This is a genomic window from uncultured Lactobacillus sp. (genome assembly GCF_947367085.1).
Lineage (GTDB): Bacteria > Bacillota > Bacilli > Lactobacillales > Lactobacillaceae > Lactobacillus.
Genome location: NZ_CANBCP010000004.1, coordinates 24,276 through 39,385 on the forward strand (window position 1 = coordinate 24,276; position 15,110 = coordinate 39,385).

The 15,110-nt window shown below is 35.0% G+C and carries 15 protein-coding genes; 2 read left to right on the forward strand and 13 right to left on the reverse strand.

The features are described 5' to 3' along the window. Positions 1-5 precede the first annotated feature (5 nt). The 8 genes from rseP to Q0Y70_RS01350 all read right to left on the reverse strand — a co-directional run bounded on the left by rseP (position 6) and on the right by Q0Y70_RS01350 (position 7,274). Positions 6-1,262, reverse strand: coding sequence for an RIP metalloprotease RseP (gene rseP, locus Q0Y70_RS01315; RefSeq protein WP_297815580.1), 1,257 nt, complete (start codon positions 1,260-1,262; stop codon positions 6-8). 11 nt (positions 1,263-1,273) lie between these two features. Next, on the reverse strand, positions 1,274-2,071 hold the full coding sequence (locus Q0Y70_RS01320; protein ID WP_297815582.1) for a phosphatidate cytidylyltransferase: 798 nt from the start codon (positions 2,069-2,071) through the stop codon (positions 1,274-1,276). 35 nt (positions 2,072-2,106) lie between these two features. After that, a complete protein-coding gene (locus Q0Y70_RS01325; protein WP_297815584.1) occupies positions 2,107-2,826 on the reverse strand; it encodes an isoprenyl transferase in 720 nt (239 codons plus the stop codon). 11 nt (positions 2,827-2,837) lie between these two features. Continuing rightward, complete coding sequence (gene frr, locus Q0Y70_RS01330) at positions 2,838-3,395, reverse strand: ribosome recycling factor (RefSeq protein ID WP_297815586.1); 558 nt, start codon at positions 3,393-3,395, stop codon at positions 2,838-2,840. Further along, positions 3,395-4,120, reverse strand: coding sequence for a UMP kinase (gene pyrH, locus Q0Y70_RS01335; RefSeq protein WP_297815588.1), 726 nt, complete (start codon positions 4,118-4,120; stop codon positions 3,395-3,397). Before pyrH ends, frr begins: the two co-directional genes overlap by 1 nt. Before the next feature lie 112 nt (positions 4,121-4,232). Then, the gene (gene tsf / locus Q0Y70_RS01340; RefSeq protein WP_297815590.1) at positions 4,233-5,258 is read right to left on the reverse strand and encodes a translation elongation factor Ts; all 1,026 of its coding nucleotides are present in this window, start codon (positions 5,256-5,258) and stop codon (positions 4,233-4,235) included. A 38-nt stretch (positions 5,259-5,296) separates the two neighbouring features. Beyond that, positions 5,297-6,088, reverse strand: coding sequence for a 30S ribosomal protein S2 (rpsB, locus tag Q0Y70_RS01345; RefSeq protein WP_297815591.1), 792 nt, complete (start codon positions 6,086-6,088; stop codon positions 5,297-5,299). 154 nt (positions 6,089-6,242) lie between these two features. Continuing rightward, entirely contained in the window at positions 6,243-7,274 is a 1,032-nt protein-coding gene (locus Q0Y70_RS01350) for a GIY-YIG nuclease family protein (RefSeq protein ID WP_297815593.1), read from the reverse strand. Between the two features lie 67 nt (positions 7,275-7,341). Between Q0Y70_RS01350 and Q0Y70_RS01355 the strand changes: the two genes are divergently transcribed. Together Q0Y70_RS01355 and Q0Y70_RS01360 are read left to right on the forward strand one after the other, a co-directional pair. Next, a complete protein-coding gene (locus Q0Y70_RS01355; RefSeq protein ID WP_297815595.1) occupies positions 7,342-7,956 on the forward strand; it encodes a 1-acyl-sn-glycerol-3-phosphate acyltransferase in 615 nt (204 codons plus the stop codon). A gap of 91 nt (positions 7,957-8,047) precedes the next feature. Next, positions 8,048-9,229 (forward strand): cyclopropane-fatty-acyl-phospholipid synthase family protein, encoded by a 1,182-nt coding sequence (locus Q0Y70_RS01360; RefSeq protein WP_297815597.1) that lies wholly within the window; start codon positions 8,048-8,050, stop codon positions 9,227-9,229. 43 nt (positions 9,230-9,272) lie between these two features. Here the strand turns inward: Q0Y70_RS01360 and Q0Y70_RS01365 are convergent, their stop codons facing one another. The 5 genes from Q0Y70_RS01365 to Q0Y70_RS01385 all read right to left on the reverse strand — a co-directional run bounded on the left by Q0Y70_RS01365 (position 9,273) and on the right by Q0Y70_RS01385 (position 14,976). Continuing rightward, complete coding sequence (locus Q0Y70_RS01365; protein WP_297815598.1) at positions 9,273-10,676, reverse strand: FAD-binding oxidoreductase; 1,404 nt, start codon at positions 10,674-10,676, stop codon at positions 9,273-9,275. A 119-nt stretch (positions 10,677-10,795) separates the two neighbouring features. Further along, positions 10,796-12,589, reverse strand: a complete 1,794-nt coding sequence (locus Q0Y70_RS01370) for an ABC transporter ATP-binding protein (RefSeq protein WP_297815654.1) — start codon at positions 12,587-12,589, stop codon at positions 10,796-10,798. Further along, positions 12,582-14,348, reverse strand: a complete 1,767-nt coding sequence (locus Q0Y70_RS01375; RefSeq protein ID WP_297815599.1) for an ABC transporter ATP-binding protein — start codon at positions 14,346-14,348, stop codon at positions 12,582-12,584. Before Q0Y70_RS01375 ends, Q0Y70_RS01370 begins: the two co-directional genes overlap by 8 nt. 88 nt (positions 14,349-14,436) lie before the next feature. Continuing rightward, positions 14,437-14,658 (reverse strand): YneF family protein, encoded by a 222-nt coding sequence (locus tag Q0Y70_RS01380; RefSeq protein ID WP_008469622.1) that lies wholly within the window; start codon positions 14,656-14,658, stop codon positions 14,437-14,439. 69 nt (positions 14,659-14,727) lie between these two features. Then, the gene (locus tag Q0Y70_RS01385) at positions 14,728-14,976 is read right to left on the reverse strand and encodes a DUF896 domain-containing protein (protein WP_297815602.1); all 249 of its coding nucleotides are present in this window, start codon (positions 14,974-14,976) and stop codon (positions 14,728-14,730) included. Positions 14,977-15,110: the final 134 nt, after the last annotated feature.

Sequence of the window (15,110 nt, forward strand, 5' to 3'; positions counted from 1 at the left end):
ATTAACTATTTAATAAAATATCTATAAATATCATTTCCAGTAACTGCAATAATTAGAAGTAACAAAATTACAAATCCTGCAACATCTACCATAGCTTCTTTATCTTCTGGAATTGGTCTTCCAATGATTAGTTGGATCAGATTCAATAACAATTTACCACCATCTAAACCGGGAATTGGAATCAAGTTAACAATACCCAAGTTGATTGAAATCATTGCTAAGAAGGCTAAAAGATAAGTAAAGCCCATGTTAGAAACTTGTACAGTTTGTGAATAAATTCCAACTGGCCCAGAAAGTTTATTCAAACTAAAATGTCTAAATAAATTACCTACTGCAGTAAAGATCATACCAGTAGTTTGAACACTAGTATTCCAGCCGCGAGAAAGTTTGACTCCAATGGAATTATCGGGTTTGCCATAAAAACCAAGTTGGTATACTTTTTGTCCTTCTATTTTTCTTGTTTTGGGTTTTATCAAAAAGTTCTTTTCATGGTGATCTCTTTCAACAGTAACTTTAACTTCTCTACCTTTTGATTGAGCTAATTCACTTGCGATTTGTTCAAAATTGGTAATCTTGTGATTATCAATCGCGACAATCTTATCACCGGCTTTGATACCCGCAACTTGAGCTGGATCATTATGAATGGTTGATCCTACTGTAGTTGTAGCAGGTCCAACACTTGCTAAAGACCAGATAAAGAAGACTACAAAACCAAGTAAAATATTCATAAAAGGTCCAGCAAAGTTAGTAGCTAACTTTTTACCAACGCTGGCTTCTTGAAATTGCGTATCACGTGGAGCAATTAGCAGTTCAGTACCATTTTTTTCAATAATTGTTGCATCATGCTCTACATGATAAGTAACCGGCTGATCTTCTTCCCCATTTTTAAAACCTTCAATGATTAAATCATCGACTAAATCACTTTTACTTACTTGAACAGGGATACCTTCAATTGGCATCTGAGAACCTGATGCATCAATTCGTTTAACTTTATCTTGATCATCTAATTGTACAACAACTGTTGTACCTGGCTCGATAACGGCACTATCATCAGGCCCAGCCAAACGAACATAACCACCTAAAGGCAGCCAACGAATAGTATAAGTCGTCTGCTTTCTCATTGTCTGAAAAAGTTTAGGCCCCATACCAATGGAGAATTCTCTAACAAGAATTCCACTTTTTTTAGCGACAATAAAGTGTCCAAATTCATGGACAAATACTAAAATTCCAAAGACGACAAGAAAAATTAAGATTCCTTTCATCTACTGGCTCCCTATAAAATTCCCATAAATGCTACTACTGGTAAGACTAAGAGCATACTATCAAAGCGATCTAAGATCCCGCCATGACCTGGCAAAATTTTACCAGAATCTTTTACTCCGTAGAAACGCTTATAAGCTGACTCTACTAAGTCTCCCATTTGACCAACAATTGACAAGAAGAAGGCAAGTAAAATCATCATTCCATTGTTTCTTCCAGTTGGAACTAAGAAAACATAAATCGCAGAAAATACTAAAGCACAAATTACTGCACCGATTGAACCTTCCCATGTCTTATTGGGACTAATTACAGGCCATAATTTATGTTTACCAATTTTTCTACCAATCATATAAGCTCCAATATCAGTTGCCCAAACAACTACAAATACATAGCACAAGATTGCTAATCCGTAGCCATCATGGACATTTCTGATCGCTGACATATAGTGAAAACCAGTTCCAATATATAAAGCGGCTATAGTGTAAACACCTGCATCATCAAATGTAACTCTATTTTTGGATAAAACCGTTCTCACAAGTAGTAACATTACAAAAATGTAGAATATATCATACCTATTCAAAAATTTAGGTAAGAAATTGAAGAAAGCATTTGGAACTGTAATTGTTAATGCTGCCAAGAGCGTAAAAATAAAGTCCCAAGAAACGATTATCTGCTTCTTCATAATAAAAATTTCGCTAATACCTACTGCTGTAAATAAACATGTAAGAAGGTCAATCCAAATTCCGCCTGCTAAAACAATAGGAATGAATAAAATTAATGCTACTATCGCAGTTATAACACGTTGTTTCATATAATTATCAAATAAATTCTTTTTATAAATCTAAACTAAACTTTACCAAAACGTCTTTCACGTTTTTGATAATCTGCTATCATTTTATCTAAATCATCTACAGTAAAATCAGGCCAGAATTTGTCTGTAAACTCGAATTCACTATAAGCTAATTGCCATAACATAAAATTGGAAAGGCGTTCTTCTCCAGAGGTTCTAATTAATAAGTCAGGATCAGTATATGGCTTCAAATTTTCAGTTAATAAATTATCTGAAACCATTTGTTCATCAATTTGACTTGCATTAATTTCACCATCTTGAACTTTTTTTGCTATCTTTTGAACAGCATTGACAATTTCAGCTCTAGATCCATAGTTAAAAGCAAAATTAAGAACCATACCTGTGTTTGAAGCAGTTTGTTTTATTGCTTTTTGAGTGACTTCATAAGTTTTTTCCGGCAAGTTATCACTAAAGCCCATGATGTTAACTCGGACGTTGTTTTCTTGTAATTCGGGCATAAATTTATCAAAAAAATCTATTGGAAGTCTCATAAGATAATTAACCTCATCACTTGGACGAGCCCAATTTTCAGTTGAAAAGGCATACAAAGTTAAAACCTTGATGCCTAATCGATTAGCTTCCAAAGCTATTTTTCTGATGTTGTCCATACCCTGTCGATGTCCCATAAAACGTGGCAAATGTCGTTTTTTAGCCCATCGACCATTACCGTCCATAATTATTGCTAGATGATTTAAAGGCTTATTATCATTACCCATTTCTATCTTCCCTAGCCTTGAGTAATTTCTTTGCTCTTTTCGTCAGCTAATTGATCTACTTTCTTTGTAGAATCATCAGTTACTTTTTGAACTTGCTTTTCCAAGCTTCTTTGTTCATCTTCAGTAATATCGCCGTCTTTTTCTTGACGCTTTAAAGTATCCATTGCATCACGACGAACATTTCTGATAGCAATTTTAGCTTGTTCAGCTAATTTTCCAACTTGTTTAGCAATTTCTTGACGACGTTCACCAGTCAATTGTGGAATTACAATTCTGACAACTGTACCATCATTTGCAGGAGTAATTCCCAAGTCTGAAGCTAAGATTGCATGCTCAATATCATCCAAACTAGATTTGTCGTAAGGAGTAATCATTAATACTCTTGCTTCTGGAATTGAAATACTTGCCATTTGATTCAATGGAGTTGGCGCTCCATAATAATTCACATTAATACCATCTAATAAACTAGCATTTGCAACACCTGCACGAATACCGCCTAAATCTTTTTGAAAAACAGCGATAGATTTATCCATGTTGCTTTTTGCTTTATCAATAACTTCGTTAGCCATTATTTACCACCCTTTATCACAGTACCAATATTTTCACCTTCAACAACCTTCTTGATGTTGCCAGGCTTATTAACATTAAAGACAACCAAAGGAATGTTATTGTCCATAGAAAGTGAACTAGCAGTTCGATCCATAACTTTGAGGTTTTTAGCGATTAAGTCTAATTGAGTTAATTCGGAGAATTTAGTTGCTTCTGGATCAACTTTAGGGTCAGCTGAATATACACCATCTACTCCATTTTTAGCCATTAAGATCACATCTGCGCCAATTTCAGCAGCTCTTAATGCAGCAGTGGTATCAGTTGAAAAGTAAGGATTACCAGTTCCTCCGCCGAAAATAACCACACGACCTTTTTCAAGGTGACGCATAGCCTTACGACGGATATAAGGTTCAGCAATTTGTCTCATTTCGATAGATGTTTGAACTCTGGTTGGTACACCTAAGTTTTCTAATCCATCTTGAAGAGCTAAACCATTCATAATTGTAGCAAGCATCCCCATATAGTCTGCTTGTGCTCTTTCCATACCTAATTTGGCACCAGTTTCACCGCGCCACATGTTACCACCACCACAGACGATACCAATCTCAACGCCCATATCATGGACACTCTTGATTTCGGCAGCTAAATGGCTAATAACTTTAGGATCAATACCAGTTCCTTGTGAGCCGGCAAGTGCTTCGCCGGATACTTTTAAAATTATGCGTTTGTACTTAACTTGACTCATGATTGTCCTCCTCTATAGCTTTTATCATTTTACCATAAACAATAGTAAATAAGGGAAAAAGAAAAGGAGTAGCATTAAAAAAATACTCCTCCTTTTCTAAATCTTTAAAAGATTATTTCATTTGTTCACGAACTTCAGCTGCGAAATCTTCTTCTTTCTTTTCGATTCCTTCGCCGACTTCGTAACGTTTAAAGGCAACAAGCTTTGCACCGTTTTCCTTTAAAAATTCGCCAACAGTCTTGCTGTCGTCCATGATGTAGTTTTGTGATAAAACTGCAAAGTTCTTATCAACTTGAGTGTTATCATCAATAAAGCGTTGCATCTTACCTGGGATGATCTTGTCCCAAATCTTTTCAGGCTTACCTTCTTCTTTAAGTTCTGCCTTGATATCTTCTTCAGCTTTAGCCAAAATATCATCAGTTAATTGCTTTGCAGAACCATAAACAAGATGTGGTAAAGGCTTCTTGTTAACCAATGCACGACTTTCGTTATCTTGATCAATCTTATGATTCATTACAGCTAATTGTTCAGTAATGAATTCGTCATCTAATTCGTCTGGTGAGATTACTTTTGGTGCCATTGCAGCGATATGCATAGCTAAGTGCTTAGCAGTAGCTGCATCTGCACCTTCTAAAACAGTGATAACACCGATTTGACCACCATTATGTTGGTAAGCACCAAATTCTTGATCATCAGTCTTTTCTTCTAAAGCGAAACGACGTAAAACGATCTTTTCACCGATAGTAGCAGTTGCATCAACAAATTCTTGGCCTAAAGTTGAACCGTCATCAGTCTTTAATGCTTCAGCTGCTTCCATGTCAGCTGGCTTACCTTCTGCAATAGTTTCAGTAGCTTTCTTTACTAAGTTAACAAACTTTTCGTTTGAAGAAACGAAGTCAGTTTCTGAGTTAACTTCAGTAATAGCAGCGGTATTGCCATCAACATAAACACCAGTTAAACCTTCGGCTGCAACACGGTCAGCTTTCTTAGCTGCCTTTGCCATACCTTTATCGCGAAGGAATTGAACTGCCTTGTCCATATCACCGTCAACTTCTACCAATGCCTTTTTAGCGTCCATAACGCCAGCACCAGTGCGTTCACGTAATTCCTTAACTAATTTAGCAGTAATTTGTGCCATTAATATGTCCTCCTACAGAACTACCAGTTTTTAACAAATTAGTCTTGATCTTCTGCTTCTTCAGCTACTTCTTCCATTGACTTTTCGCCATCTTCATTTTCAGCAGCCTTATCAGCCATTTCCTTTTCTACTGACTTTTCATCGTCTTGACCTTGCTTACCTTCGATGATAGCGTCAGCCATGGCACCTGCGATCAAGCGGATAGCACGGATAGCATCATCATTTGAAGGGATAATAACATCAATAGGATCTGGATCAGTATTAGTGTCAACCATTGCGACAACTGGAATACCTAAAATGTTTGCTTCGTGAACAGCAATCTTTTCCTTCTTAGGATCAACAACAAACATAACATCTGGGATTCTTGGCATATCTTCAATACCACCTAAGAATCTTTCAAGTTTGTCCATTTCCTTAGTTAAGACTGCAACTTCTTTCTTTGGCAATACGTCAAAAGTACCATCTTCTGACATTTGCTTTAATTGCTTTAATCTTTTAACACGACTTTGAATAGTGCTCCAGTTAGTAAGAGTACCACCCAACCAACGTTCGTTAACGAAGTATTGGCCTGCACGTGTAGCTTCTTCTTTAATAGCGTCTTGAGCTTGTTTCTTAGTACCAACAAACAAGAATACGCCACCGTCAGCAGCAACTGCCTTAGTGTAGTTGTAAGCATCATCTAACATCTTGATAGTCTTTTGTAAATCAATGATGTAGATTCCGTTTCTTTGAGTAAAGATGTAAGGAGCCATCTTTGGATCCCATCTTCTAGTTTGGTGACCGAAGTGGACACCTGCTTCAAGCAATTGCTTCATAGTAACAACTGACATAAATAAATTCCTCCTAATGGTTAATTCCTCTCAAGAGGTCAAATTAAAGTTAGACCATGTAGGCACCGAAACTTTAATCGCTCTTGATGTGATTTATATTATATGTGCAAAACGCACACTTTGATATTGTAGCAATATTTATTTCTTTATGCAATCAAAACTTCACATTATGTTCTTTTAAAAATTTCTCTTTCCACGCACGATTATGATGTTTGAACCAATACTCTCTTTTTAAGGCTAATCTTTTATCATCAAATTCTTCATGATAAATCATTTTCACCGGACGACGAGTCTTAGTGTATTTAGCTCCTTTGCCAGCATTATGCATTTGCAAACGGTGTTTTAGATCATTTGTAAAACCTCCATAAAAACTACCATCTGCACATTTCAAACAATAAAAATAATATTTCCCCTCATTCAAATGTTTTTCTCGATTTTCAGGAGTTTCTTTGATGATCTCACTAATATTTTTTTTAAAACTGCCATCTACATTATGAACCACAATATCATTTGCTAAAACTAACCCATCACTTCCAGTATTTTTAACTGCTTCAATGAGAACCAGATTAGCATCTTGCCCTTTTTTAGAAATAAAGGGTTGAATAAATTTGGGGCTTAGTTCATGTTTTTGACAATAATAAATGATTTCTGCTAGCCTTTGCGGGCGGTGGATCATAAACATCTTGCCTTTCATTTTTAGCATTTGACTGGAGACATCAATTATTTGTTCCAAATTAATTGCGATTTCATGACGGGCGATTGCTTTTTTCTCGTCTGGATTAATCACATGCCCTTCTGGCACTTTAAAATAAGGTGGATTGACAACTACCATATCATATTTATCTTTACCTAATTTTTGAGGAGCTTTTAAAGCATTAAAATTATGCACGTCAATACGGTTTTCTAAATGATTCAATTCCACACTGCGAATCGCTTGATGTGCAATATCTTTTTGAATTTCAACACAATCATAATGGGCACGATTAAAATAAGACATATATAAACTCACTGCCCCATTACCACTACATAGATCCACTATTTTATAATTATCATGTGCCTTTTTTTGAGCAAAATAAGCTAAAAATATACTGTCCAAAGTCACACTAAAAGAATCTTTAGCCTGGATTATTTGCCGATCATTACTATAAATGTAGTCAATTCGTTCGTTATCTTTTAAGACTGCCATTTAAAAACAGCTCCCCTTTATATTTTTAATGCTGTATAATATTGTACATTATTAGTGGAGGAATTTTATGTTTTATAAAATAATACGTCCGATTGCTCGTTTTGTTGTCTGGGTTTTAAATGGACACCTGCATGTCCACCATAAAGATCGTTTACCTAAGGGGAATTACGTTTTAGTAGCTCCTCACAGAACTTGGTGGGAACCTATTTTATTTGCACTAGCAGCTAGTCCAATGGAATTTATGTTCATGGCCAAAAAAGAGCTTTTTAAAAATCCAATTTTACGTTTTATTTTAAATCATGCGCATGCTTTTGCAGTAGATCGTGATAATCCTGGTCCTTCAGCTATCAAAATTCCAGTCAAAGGATTAAGAAAAACAGATTTATCATTAATTATCTTTCCTTCTGGAACAAGACATTCTGAAGAATTAAAAAGCGGCGCCTTTGTAATCGCAAAAATGGCAAATAAGCCATTAGTCCCAGTTGTTTATCAAGGCCCCTTAACCTTTAAAGGGCTATTAAAAAGAAAACCTTTAAATGTCTGTTTCGGTGACCCAATCACTATTGCTCGATCAACTAAAGTTGACAAAGATACTGTAGCAGGTCTTTACAAGGAATTAGAAAAAGCATGGGACAAAATCGACAAAGAACAAGATCCGACATTTAAATACATTCCTAGATAAAAGATTGTTTATTTTCAAACAATCTTTTTTAGTTATTTGAATTAATAGTGTTAAAATTAAGTGTCAAAACATATTTAAGGAGTAGAAAATAATGTTAGAAAAACCTTTATACAAAATGATGCTGAGCCATTCATTCAATATCCCCGTAAAAGTTACCTATTGGGATGGTAAATCTGAAGTTTACGGCAATGGGACACCAGAAGTCGAGGTTATTTTTAACAAAAAGATTCCTTTCTCAGACATCACTAATAACGCTTCTCTTGCTTTAGGGGAAGCTTATATGAATAAAGATCTTGAAATCAGAGGAAGTATTCAAAAGTTAATTGAATCGGCTTACGAAAACGCGGGCTCTTTCATGAGAGCCTCAAAATTCAGAAAGTTTTTACCTAAACAAAAACATACTGAAAAGCAAAGTCAAGAAGACGTTCAAAGCCACTACGATATTGGTAATGACTTTTATCGTTTATGGTTAGATCCAACCATGACTTATTCCTGTGCCTATTTTACCAATGGAAATAACGACGACCTAGAAGCCGCACAAATTGCCAAAGTTCATCACATCTTGCAAAAGTTAAATCCTGAAAAAGGCAAAACTTTACTTGATATCGGCTGTGGCTGGGGAACTTTAATGTTAACAGCTGCTAAAGAATACAATTTAAAGGTTACTGGAGTTACTTTAAGTAGAGAACAATATGAATTAGTAACTAAGAAAATTAAAGATATGGGTCTACAAGACCAAGCTGAGGTCTTACTTGAGGATTATCGCGAGTTAGGTGATCGTCAATTTGATTATGTAACCTCAGTCGGGATGTTTGAACACGTTGGAAGCGAAAACTTAGGTGAATATTTCAAAGATGTTGCTAAATATCTTAAAATTGACGGAGTTGCTTTAATTCACGGAATTACTCGCCAGCAAGGTGGTGCAACTAATGCCTGGATTAACAAATACATTTTCCCAGGCGGCTACATCCCTGGTTTAGTTGAGATTGTTTCTCGAATTGAAGAAGCTAACTTACAAATTACTGATATGGAAATGCTTCGTCGTCACTACCAAAGAACTCTCGAACTTTGGGATAAGAACTTTAATGAAGCTCGTCCAAAAGTTGAAGGTATGATGGGAGAAAGATTTGCTAGAATGTGGGATATGTACCTGCAAGCATGTGCGGCAAGTTTCCAATCAGGAAATATTGATGTTATTCAATATCTATTAACTAAGGGTCCATCAGGCAAAAACCTACCTATGACTCGTCAATACATGTTAAATGACAAATAATGACAAACAAAAACTGCGGATTGTGTTCCGCAGTTTTTTGTTTCTATTCAAGTGGGAAAATTTTATCGGGATTAATAACACTATTTGGATCAAAGACCTTTTTTAACTTTCTCAATAAATCTGTATAGTCTTGACCATAATAATCTTCAAACCAGTCTTTTCTAGCGTAACCTATTCCATGTTCACCAGACATATTACCGTCTAAAGCTTTAGCTGTCTTATACAATTCACTAATTATATACTTACTTTTTTCTTTATATTCTTCATCAGACAAATTATCTGAACACAGATAGATATGTAAATTACCATCTCCTGCATGACCAAAATTAGGAATTCGCATGCCAGTATCTTCTTCAAGCTCATCTACACGATGTAATACTTCAGGAATTTTGTTAATTGGTACGCAAATATCTATTTCATCCATTTTTGGTGTTGATTTTTGAATTGCTAATAAGAGTGCTTCACGACATTCCCAAATCTTCTTAGCTTTTGCAGAGTCAGCATCTAAAATAACTGCTTTTTCAGCATTAAATGGCTTTGTTACTGCTAAAGCTTGCTGTAATTCGGCCTTTAGCTCGTCATCTGTAAATGCGTCAAGGCCTAATATGATAAAGCCATTACCAGTTTCAATAGGGAATTTTTCATTATAATACTTTTCCCAAAGGTTTATTACTTTGCGTCCCATAAACTCAACTGTCGTAGGTACAACTCCAGAAGCTAAAATTGCAGGGACGGATTTAATAGCACTATCTAAATTTGGAAACGGAATTATTGCATTGATTGATTTCTTTGGGCGTGGATAAAGTCTTAAAGTTACTTCAGTGACTACACCCAAAGTTCCTTCAGAGCCAATAATTAAATCTTTTAATGAGTATCCCGAGGCAGATTTAACTGCCTTAGTACCAAACTTGTATAATCTCCCATCAGTTAAAACTACAGATAACTTTCTAATATGCTCTCTTGTAACGCCATATTTAATTGCTTTTAATCCACCAGCATTAGTATCAACGTTCCCACCAATAGCTGCCCAGTGCATAGCAGGAGCCGGCATATAAGTAAATGGCTTATCAGCTAAAAATTCCTCAATATCTTTTAGACGAATTCCGGCTTGAACCGTCATTGTTAAACTTTCTGGTTCATATTCAATCACCTTATTCATCTTAATCATATCTAAGCTAATGCCACCTTTGACAGTTAAATTAGCTCCCATAAGACCTGTCGAATTACCACGCGCTACAAGTGGAATATGATTATCACTTGCGTACTTAACAACTTTTTGAACCTCTTCATTAGTAATCGGTTGTATAACTAAATCAGGCATCGCTTTAACAGTTTTAAACTGATCATGATCCCAATGACTAGTTGGATTAGTTATAAAACGTTCTTTATCAGTGATAAAAGAACTCAGATTTTGTAAATCATTAGAATTAATTTTATGGTAATGCATAATAGTACCTCATTCTTTAATCATTTTTCTATACATAATTAGTTTATCCTATATATGTAAGCGCTGTCAAAGAAGTTCAAAAAAAGAATGACATTTCTGTCATTCTCATATACTTTTGTCTATTCTGATTTATGATTTTGCAGGGTATAAAGATTATAGTAATAACCTTTTTTAGCTAATAACTCATTGTGCGTTCCCTTTTCAATTATGCGACCCTTATCTAAGACAATAATTTGATCTGCATCAACAATTGTTGAAAGACGGTGAGCGATAGCCAAAGTTGTTCTCCCCTGTCTTAGCTTTTTTAGACCGTCCTGAATTAAAGTTTCGGTTTCAGTATCAACATTGGCTGTGGCTTCATCCAAAACTAATATTTTAGGATCAGTAACTAAAGTTCGAGCAAAAGATATTAATTGTCGCTCCCCTTGACTTAACTCACTACCGCCTTCGATAACCTTAGCATGGTATTTACCAGGCATTTTTTCAATAAACTCATCAGCTTGAACGGCCTTAGCAGCTTGCTTAATTTGTTGATCAGAAATTTTATCATTATATAGTCTGATATTAGATGCAATGTCACCATAAAACATGAATGGCTCTTGTAAGACCAAACCTAATTTTTTACGCAGCTGCTCTTTAGGATACTTTTTAATATCAACACCGTCTATTAAGATTTGTCCCTTATGAAATTCATAAAAACGCATCATGACGTTGATAATCGAACTTTTACCAGATCCAGTATGTCCAACAATCCCTAAAGTTTCTCCAGGATTTACTGTAAAGCTTATATCATGTAAAATCTCATGCTTTCCATCGTAAGAAAAGCTAACATGCTTAAATTCAATCTTACCTTTAGAAATTGTTAAACCAGCTTCGGCGTCTTGCTTAGGCTCATATTCAGTATTATCTAAAATTGCGAAAATTCTTTTACCCGCTACTATTCCATCCTGAAACAATGTCATCTGATCCATTAAAGTCGCTATTGGATTAAATAATTGAGAAATGTATTGTGAAAATGCATAAACAACTCCAGCTGGGACAAATGTTTCTTGTAGTGGAAAGCCAAAATACATCAATGCAACTGCTAAAGCAAGTGAATACAACATACTGGTCAAAGGTGAAAGCAGCAATGAGTTCATTTTAATCATATTAAAACGCGTCTGCATTAAACCACCATTTTCACCTTCAAAACGGTCAGTCATACGATCTTGCTGGCTAAATTGTTGGATGACTGAAACACCTTCAATTGATTCATTCAAGTTAGTATTAATTCTACTGAGTTGTTCACGATAATTACGATATAACTTTGAACTCATTCTTGAGTAAACTGCCATAATCACAAACATAATCGGTATAAAGATCAACATCAACCACCCAGCAGTAGAATTAGTAACAAACATTGCTACTGTAGCTGAAAGCACCGAAAAGATCGCCATAATCGTACTATTTAAGACTGTTAAAAAATTACTCAAAGTCATCGTATCATTAGTAACTCTTGAAACAATCGATCCAGCTGGTGTTTGATCAAAATAACGCATCCCTAATTTGTGTAGTTTACGATAGAGAGTTTTTCTCACCTCTTCTAAAGTGTTTTCTGCACCCACTGCAAAAAAGTATTCATAAACAAATTGTAAGATTGCCTTCAATAATGATCCGACTGCATATAAAAGTCCTGCATAGAGGATAATTTGAACAGTAATACTTTGCTTTAATAAAAAATGATCTAAAAAGTATTGAAGACCATATGGCAAAAGCATATTGATCACACTAACCAAGAATGCCCCTAAAATTGCAACTAAAATTTGATACTTATAGGACATGAAAAAAGTTAGCAATCGTTTAAAAATTTGAACTTGCTCTTTAATCGGAATTGCTTGTGACCACACTGATTGGCTTTTTTCTTCATTATCCATTATCGTTTTCACCTACCTTATCTTCTAATTCTTGCCGCTGCCACATATCTGCGTACCATCCATTTTCATCAAGTAATTCTTGATGAGTTCCCCGTTCGATTACCTGTCCATTTTTCAATACTAAGATGATATCAGCATTTTTAACAGAAGTTAGTCGGTGAGTAGCAATAATAGTAGTTTTGTCTTTTCGTTCCTCACGAAGAGAAGACAATATTTCCGATTCAGTTTTTGCGTCCACGGCTGACAATGCATCATCTAAAATTAAAATCTGACTTTGTTTAAGCAAAGCGCGAGCAATTGAAATACGTTGCCTTTGTCCTCCAGAAAGCGAAACCCCATTTTCTCCAACTAAAGTGTTGTAAGATCTTGGCATCTGCAAAATATCATTATGCAAATCACTTTTTTTAGCAACATCAATAATCTGATTGCTTTCAGCATCGGCATTAGAAAAAGAAATATTTCTCTGAATACTTGTAGAAAATAGATAATTATTTTGAGGTACATAAGAAATTTGTCTTAAAAGTAAATTCAACGGAATATTTCTAATATCGTGACCATTTAATGAAATTTCACCATCGTAGTCATCAAATTCACGCAATAACAACTGGATGATGGTAGTTTTACCTGAGCCTACTCGTCCAACTAAGCCTAACGTTTGACCAGGCTTTAACAAAAAATGAACATTCTTTAAAACCGTTACATTTTTTTCGTCAGGATAAGCAAATCGCTGAATATCAAAATTTAGATCTCCTTGAAGATCCTGAGCAGTCAATGAATCGTCAGCGTGTTCATCAGTGATTAATGATTTTTCATTTAATATTTTTTCGACACGATCATAACTAGCACTTCCGCGTTCTAGAATATTAAATAAATAACCAATTGCAAACATTGGCCAAACCATATTACCAATATAAGCGACAAAAGAAACTAACTGGCCAACTGATAAGACTTTATTAGTGACAAGTAAACTTCCATAGATAATAGTTATTGTATAAGTTAAACCGATAATGACAGTACCTAAAGGATCAAACAAACAATTCCACACAAAGACGCGCTTGTTAATTTTGATTGTTTGATCAACCATCTTATCAAAAGAAGCTGTATCTTGTTGACCCTGACCAAAAGTTTTTAAAACTTTGATCCCAGAAACTGATTCTTGAGTTTTATTATTCAATCTAGAAAAAGCCGCTTGCGATTTATCAAAAGCATCGTGTAAACGATCACCTAGATTTTTTGCTCCCCATGCTAAAAAAGGAAGTGGTAACAATGCAATGATTGTTAAACGAAAATCTACAAAGACAATCATCGCAATCATCGTTGATAAACCCATTACCAATGAATCCACTAATGTCAAAACACCATCACCTGCAACATTTTGGATAGCCGAAACATCATTTGTAGCATGAGCCATCAAATCACCTGTTCGATGACGTTGATAAAAAGTGCGGTCCATATCCATAAAGTGATTGTATAATTTTGATCTCATCTGGCGTTCCAATTGAGCTGCTCCACCCCAAATCTGTTTTCGCCAAAAAAATCGTAAAATATACAAAACAACCGCTGTCGCAATAACAGCTAAAATTAGCATCCCATATTGGCCCCAGCTGATATGACCTTTATCAAGTTGATCAGCCATCAAACCTAAAACCCTAGGTGGTACTAAGTTGGCAAAAGAAGTTAAAGCTAAAAAAGTGATTCCAATGATATAGCGTTTTTTCTCCTTCTTGAAAAACCAACCTAACTTTTTAAATATTCCCATGTATTACCTCTAAGCTTAAAAACAAAAGAAAGGAAGGCAGTGATAATCCTTGCCCTCCTTTATCTCAAAATTAGTGATCAGATAGAACTTACTTATTTTGTTGGTGCTTCATCATGTTCATTACTTGATTCAACTTCTTAGCAGATGGTTTTTGTCCCATTTGTGACATCATAGCAGCAATCATATCTTCACTAATTGGAGGATTGTCTTTGAAATACTTCTTCATATAAGCACGTGCACCATAAAAGCCTCCAATAAGACCAATAAGTAGTGCGATGACAATCAAAAATATTGCTAATCCTAAGTTCATTATGTAAAAACCTCCAATTTCGTATCAAGTAAATTCTACTAAAAAACCACTTCTTTTTAAAGACTATTTCTAATCTTTTCTTAAACCTTTTCTTCGTTGAGCTTCTTTAGCCTTCTCAGAAGTCACTTCTTTACCATCTTTATCAATCACGACAGTATCTTCAAGCTGCTGTCTGAATCCGGCTCTAAAGTTTTCCAAAAATGCTGCTCTAAGCTTTTTTCTTTCTTCTAGTTCTTCAGGAGTAAGTTCTCTTTCTTGACTAGTGTGATAAAGTTCATTGATTCTCTTGATAACCTTTTCTTCTTCTTTTTTATCCATAATTAAACACCTCACTATTCAACACCTAGTCTACCCTAGTTATTTAAAGAAAAAAAGCGCAAAGTTTTAAAATTTCTTAGAACGTTTGTTTGTTAATTGCAAATAAATTTGCTAAAATAAGAATAAGAAATTAA

Coding starts and splice junctions, on each gene's coding strand:
- rseP (WP_297815580.1), bottom strand. CDS start 1,262: ATGAAAGGAATCTTAATTTTTCTTGTCGTCTTTGGAATTTTAGTATTT.
- Q0Y70_RS01320 (WP_297815582.1), bottom strand. CDS start 2,071: ATGAAACAACGTGTTATAACTGCGATAGTAGCATTAATTTTATTCATT.
- Q0Y70_RS01325 (WP_297815584.1), bottom strand. CDS start 2,826: ATGGGTAATGATAATAAGCCTTTAAATCATCTAGCAATAATTATGGAC.
- frr (WP_297815586.1), bottom strand. CDS start 3,395: ATGGCTAACGAAGTTATTGATAAAGCAAAAAGCAACATGGATAAATCT.
- pyrH (WP_297815588.1), bottom strand. CDS start 4,120: ATGAGTCAAGTTAAGTACAAACGCATAATTTTAAAAGTATCCGGCGAA.
- tsf (WP_297815590.1), bottom strand. CDS start 5,258: ATGGCACAAATTACTGCTAAATTAGTTAAGGAATTACGTGAACGCACT.
- rpsB (WP_297815591.1), bottom strand. CDS start 6,088: ATGTCAGTTGTTACTATGAAGCAATTGCTTGAAGCAGGTGTCCACTTC.
- Q0Y70_RS01350 (WP_297815593.1), bottom strand. CDS start 7,274: ATGGCAGTCTTAAAAGATAACGAACGAATTGACTACATTTATAGTAAT.
- Q0Y70_RS01355 (WP_297815595.1), top strand. CDS start 7,342: ATGTTTTATAAAATAATACGTCCGATTGCTCGTTTTGTTGTCTGGGTT.
- Q0Y70_RS01360 (WP_297815597.1), top strand. CDS start 8,048: ATGTTAGAAAAACCTTTATACAAAATGATGCTGAGCCATTCATTCAAT.
- Q0Y70_RS01365 (WP_297815598.1), bottom strand. CDS start 10,676: ATGCATTACCATAAAATTAATTCTAATGATTTACAAAATCTGAGTTCT.
- Q0Y70_RS01370 (WP_297815654.1), bottom strand. CDS start 12,589: ATGGATAATGAAGAAAAAAGCCAATCAGTGTGGTCACAAGCAATTCCG.
- Q0Y70_RS01375 (WP_297815599.1), bottom strand. CDS start 14,348: ATGGGAATATTTAAAAAGTTAGGTTGGTTTTTCAAGAAGGAGAAAAAA.
- Q0Y70_RS01380 (WP_008469622.1), bottom strand. CDS start 14,658: ATGAACTTAGGATTAGCAATATTTTTGATTGTCATCGCACTACTTATT.
- Q0Y70_RS01385 (WP_297815602.1), bottom strand. CDS start 14,976: ATGGATAAAAAAGAAGAAGAAAAGGTTATCAAGAGAATCAATGAACTT.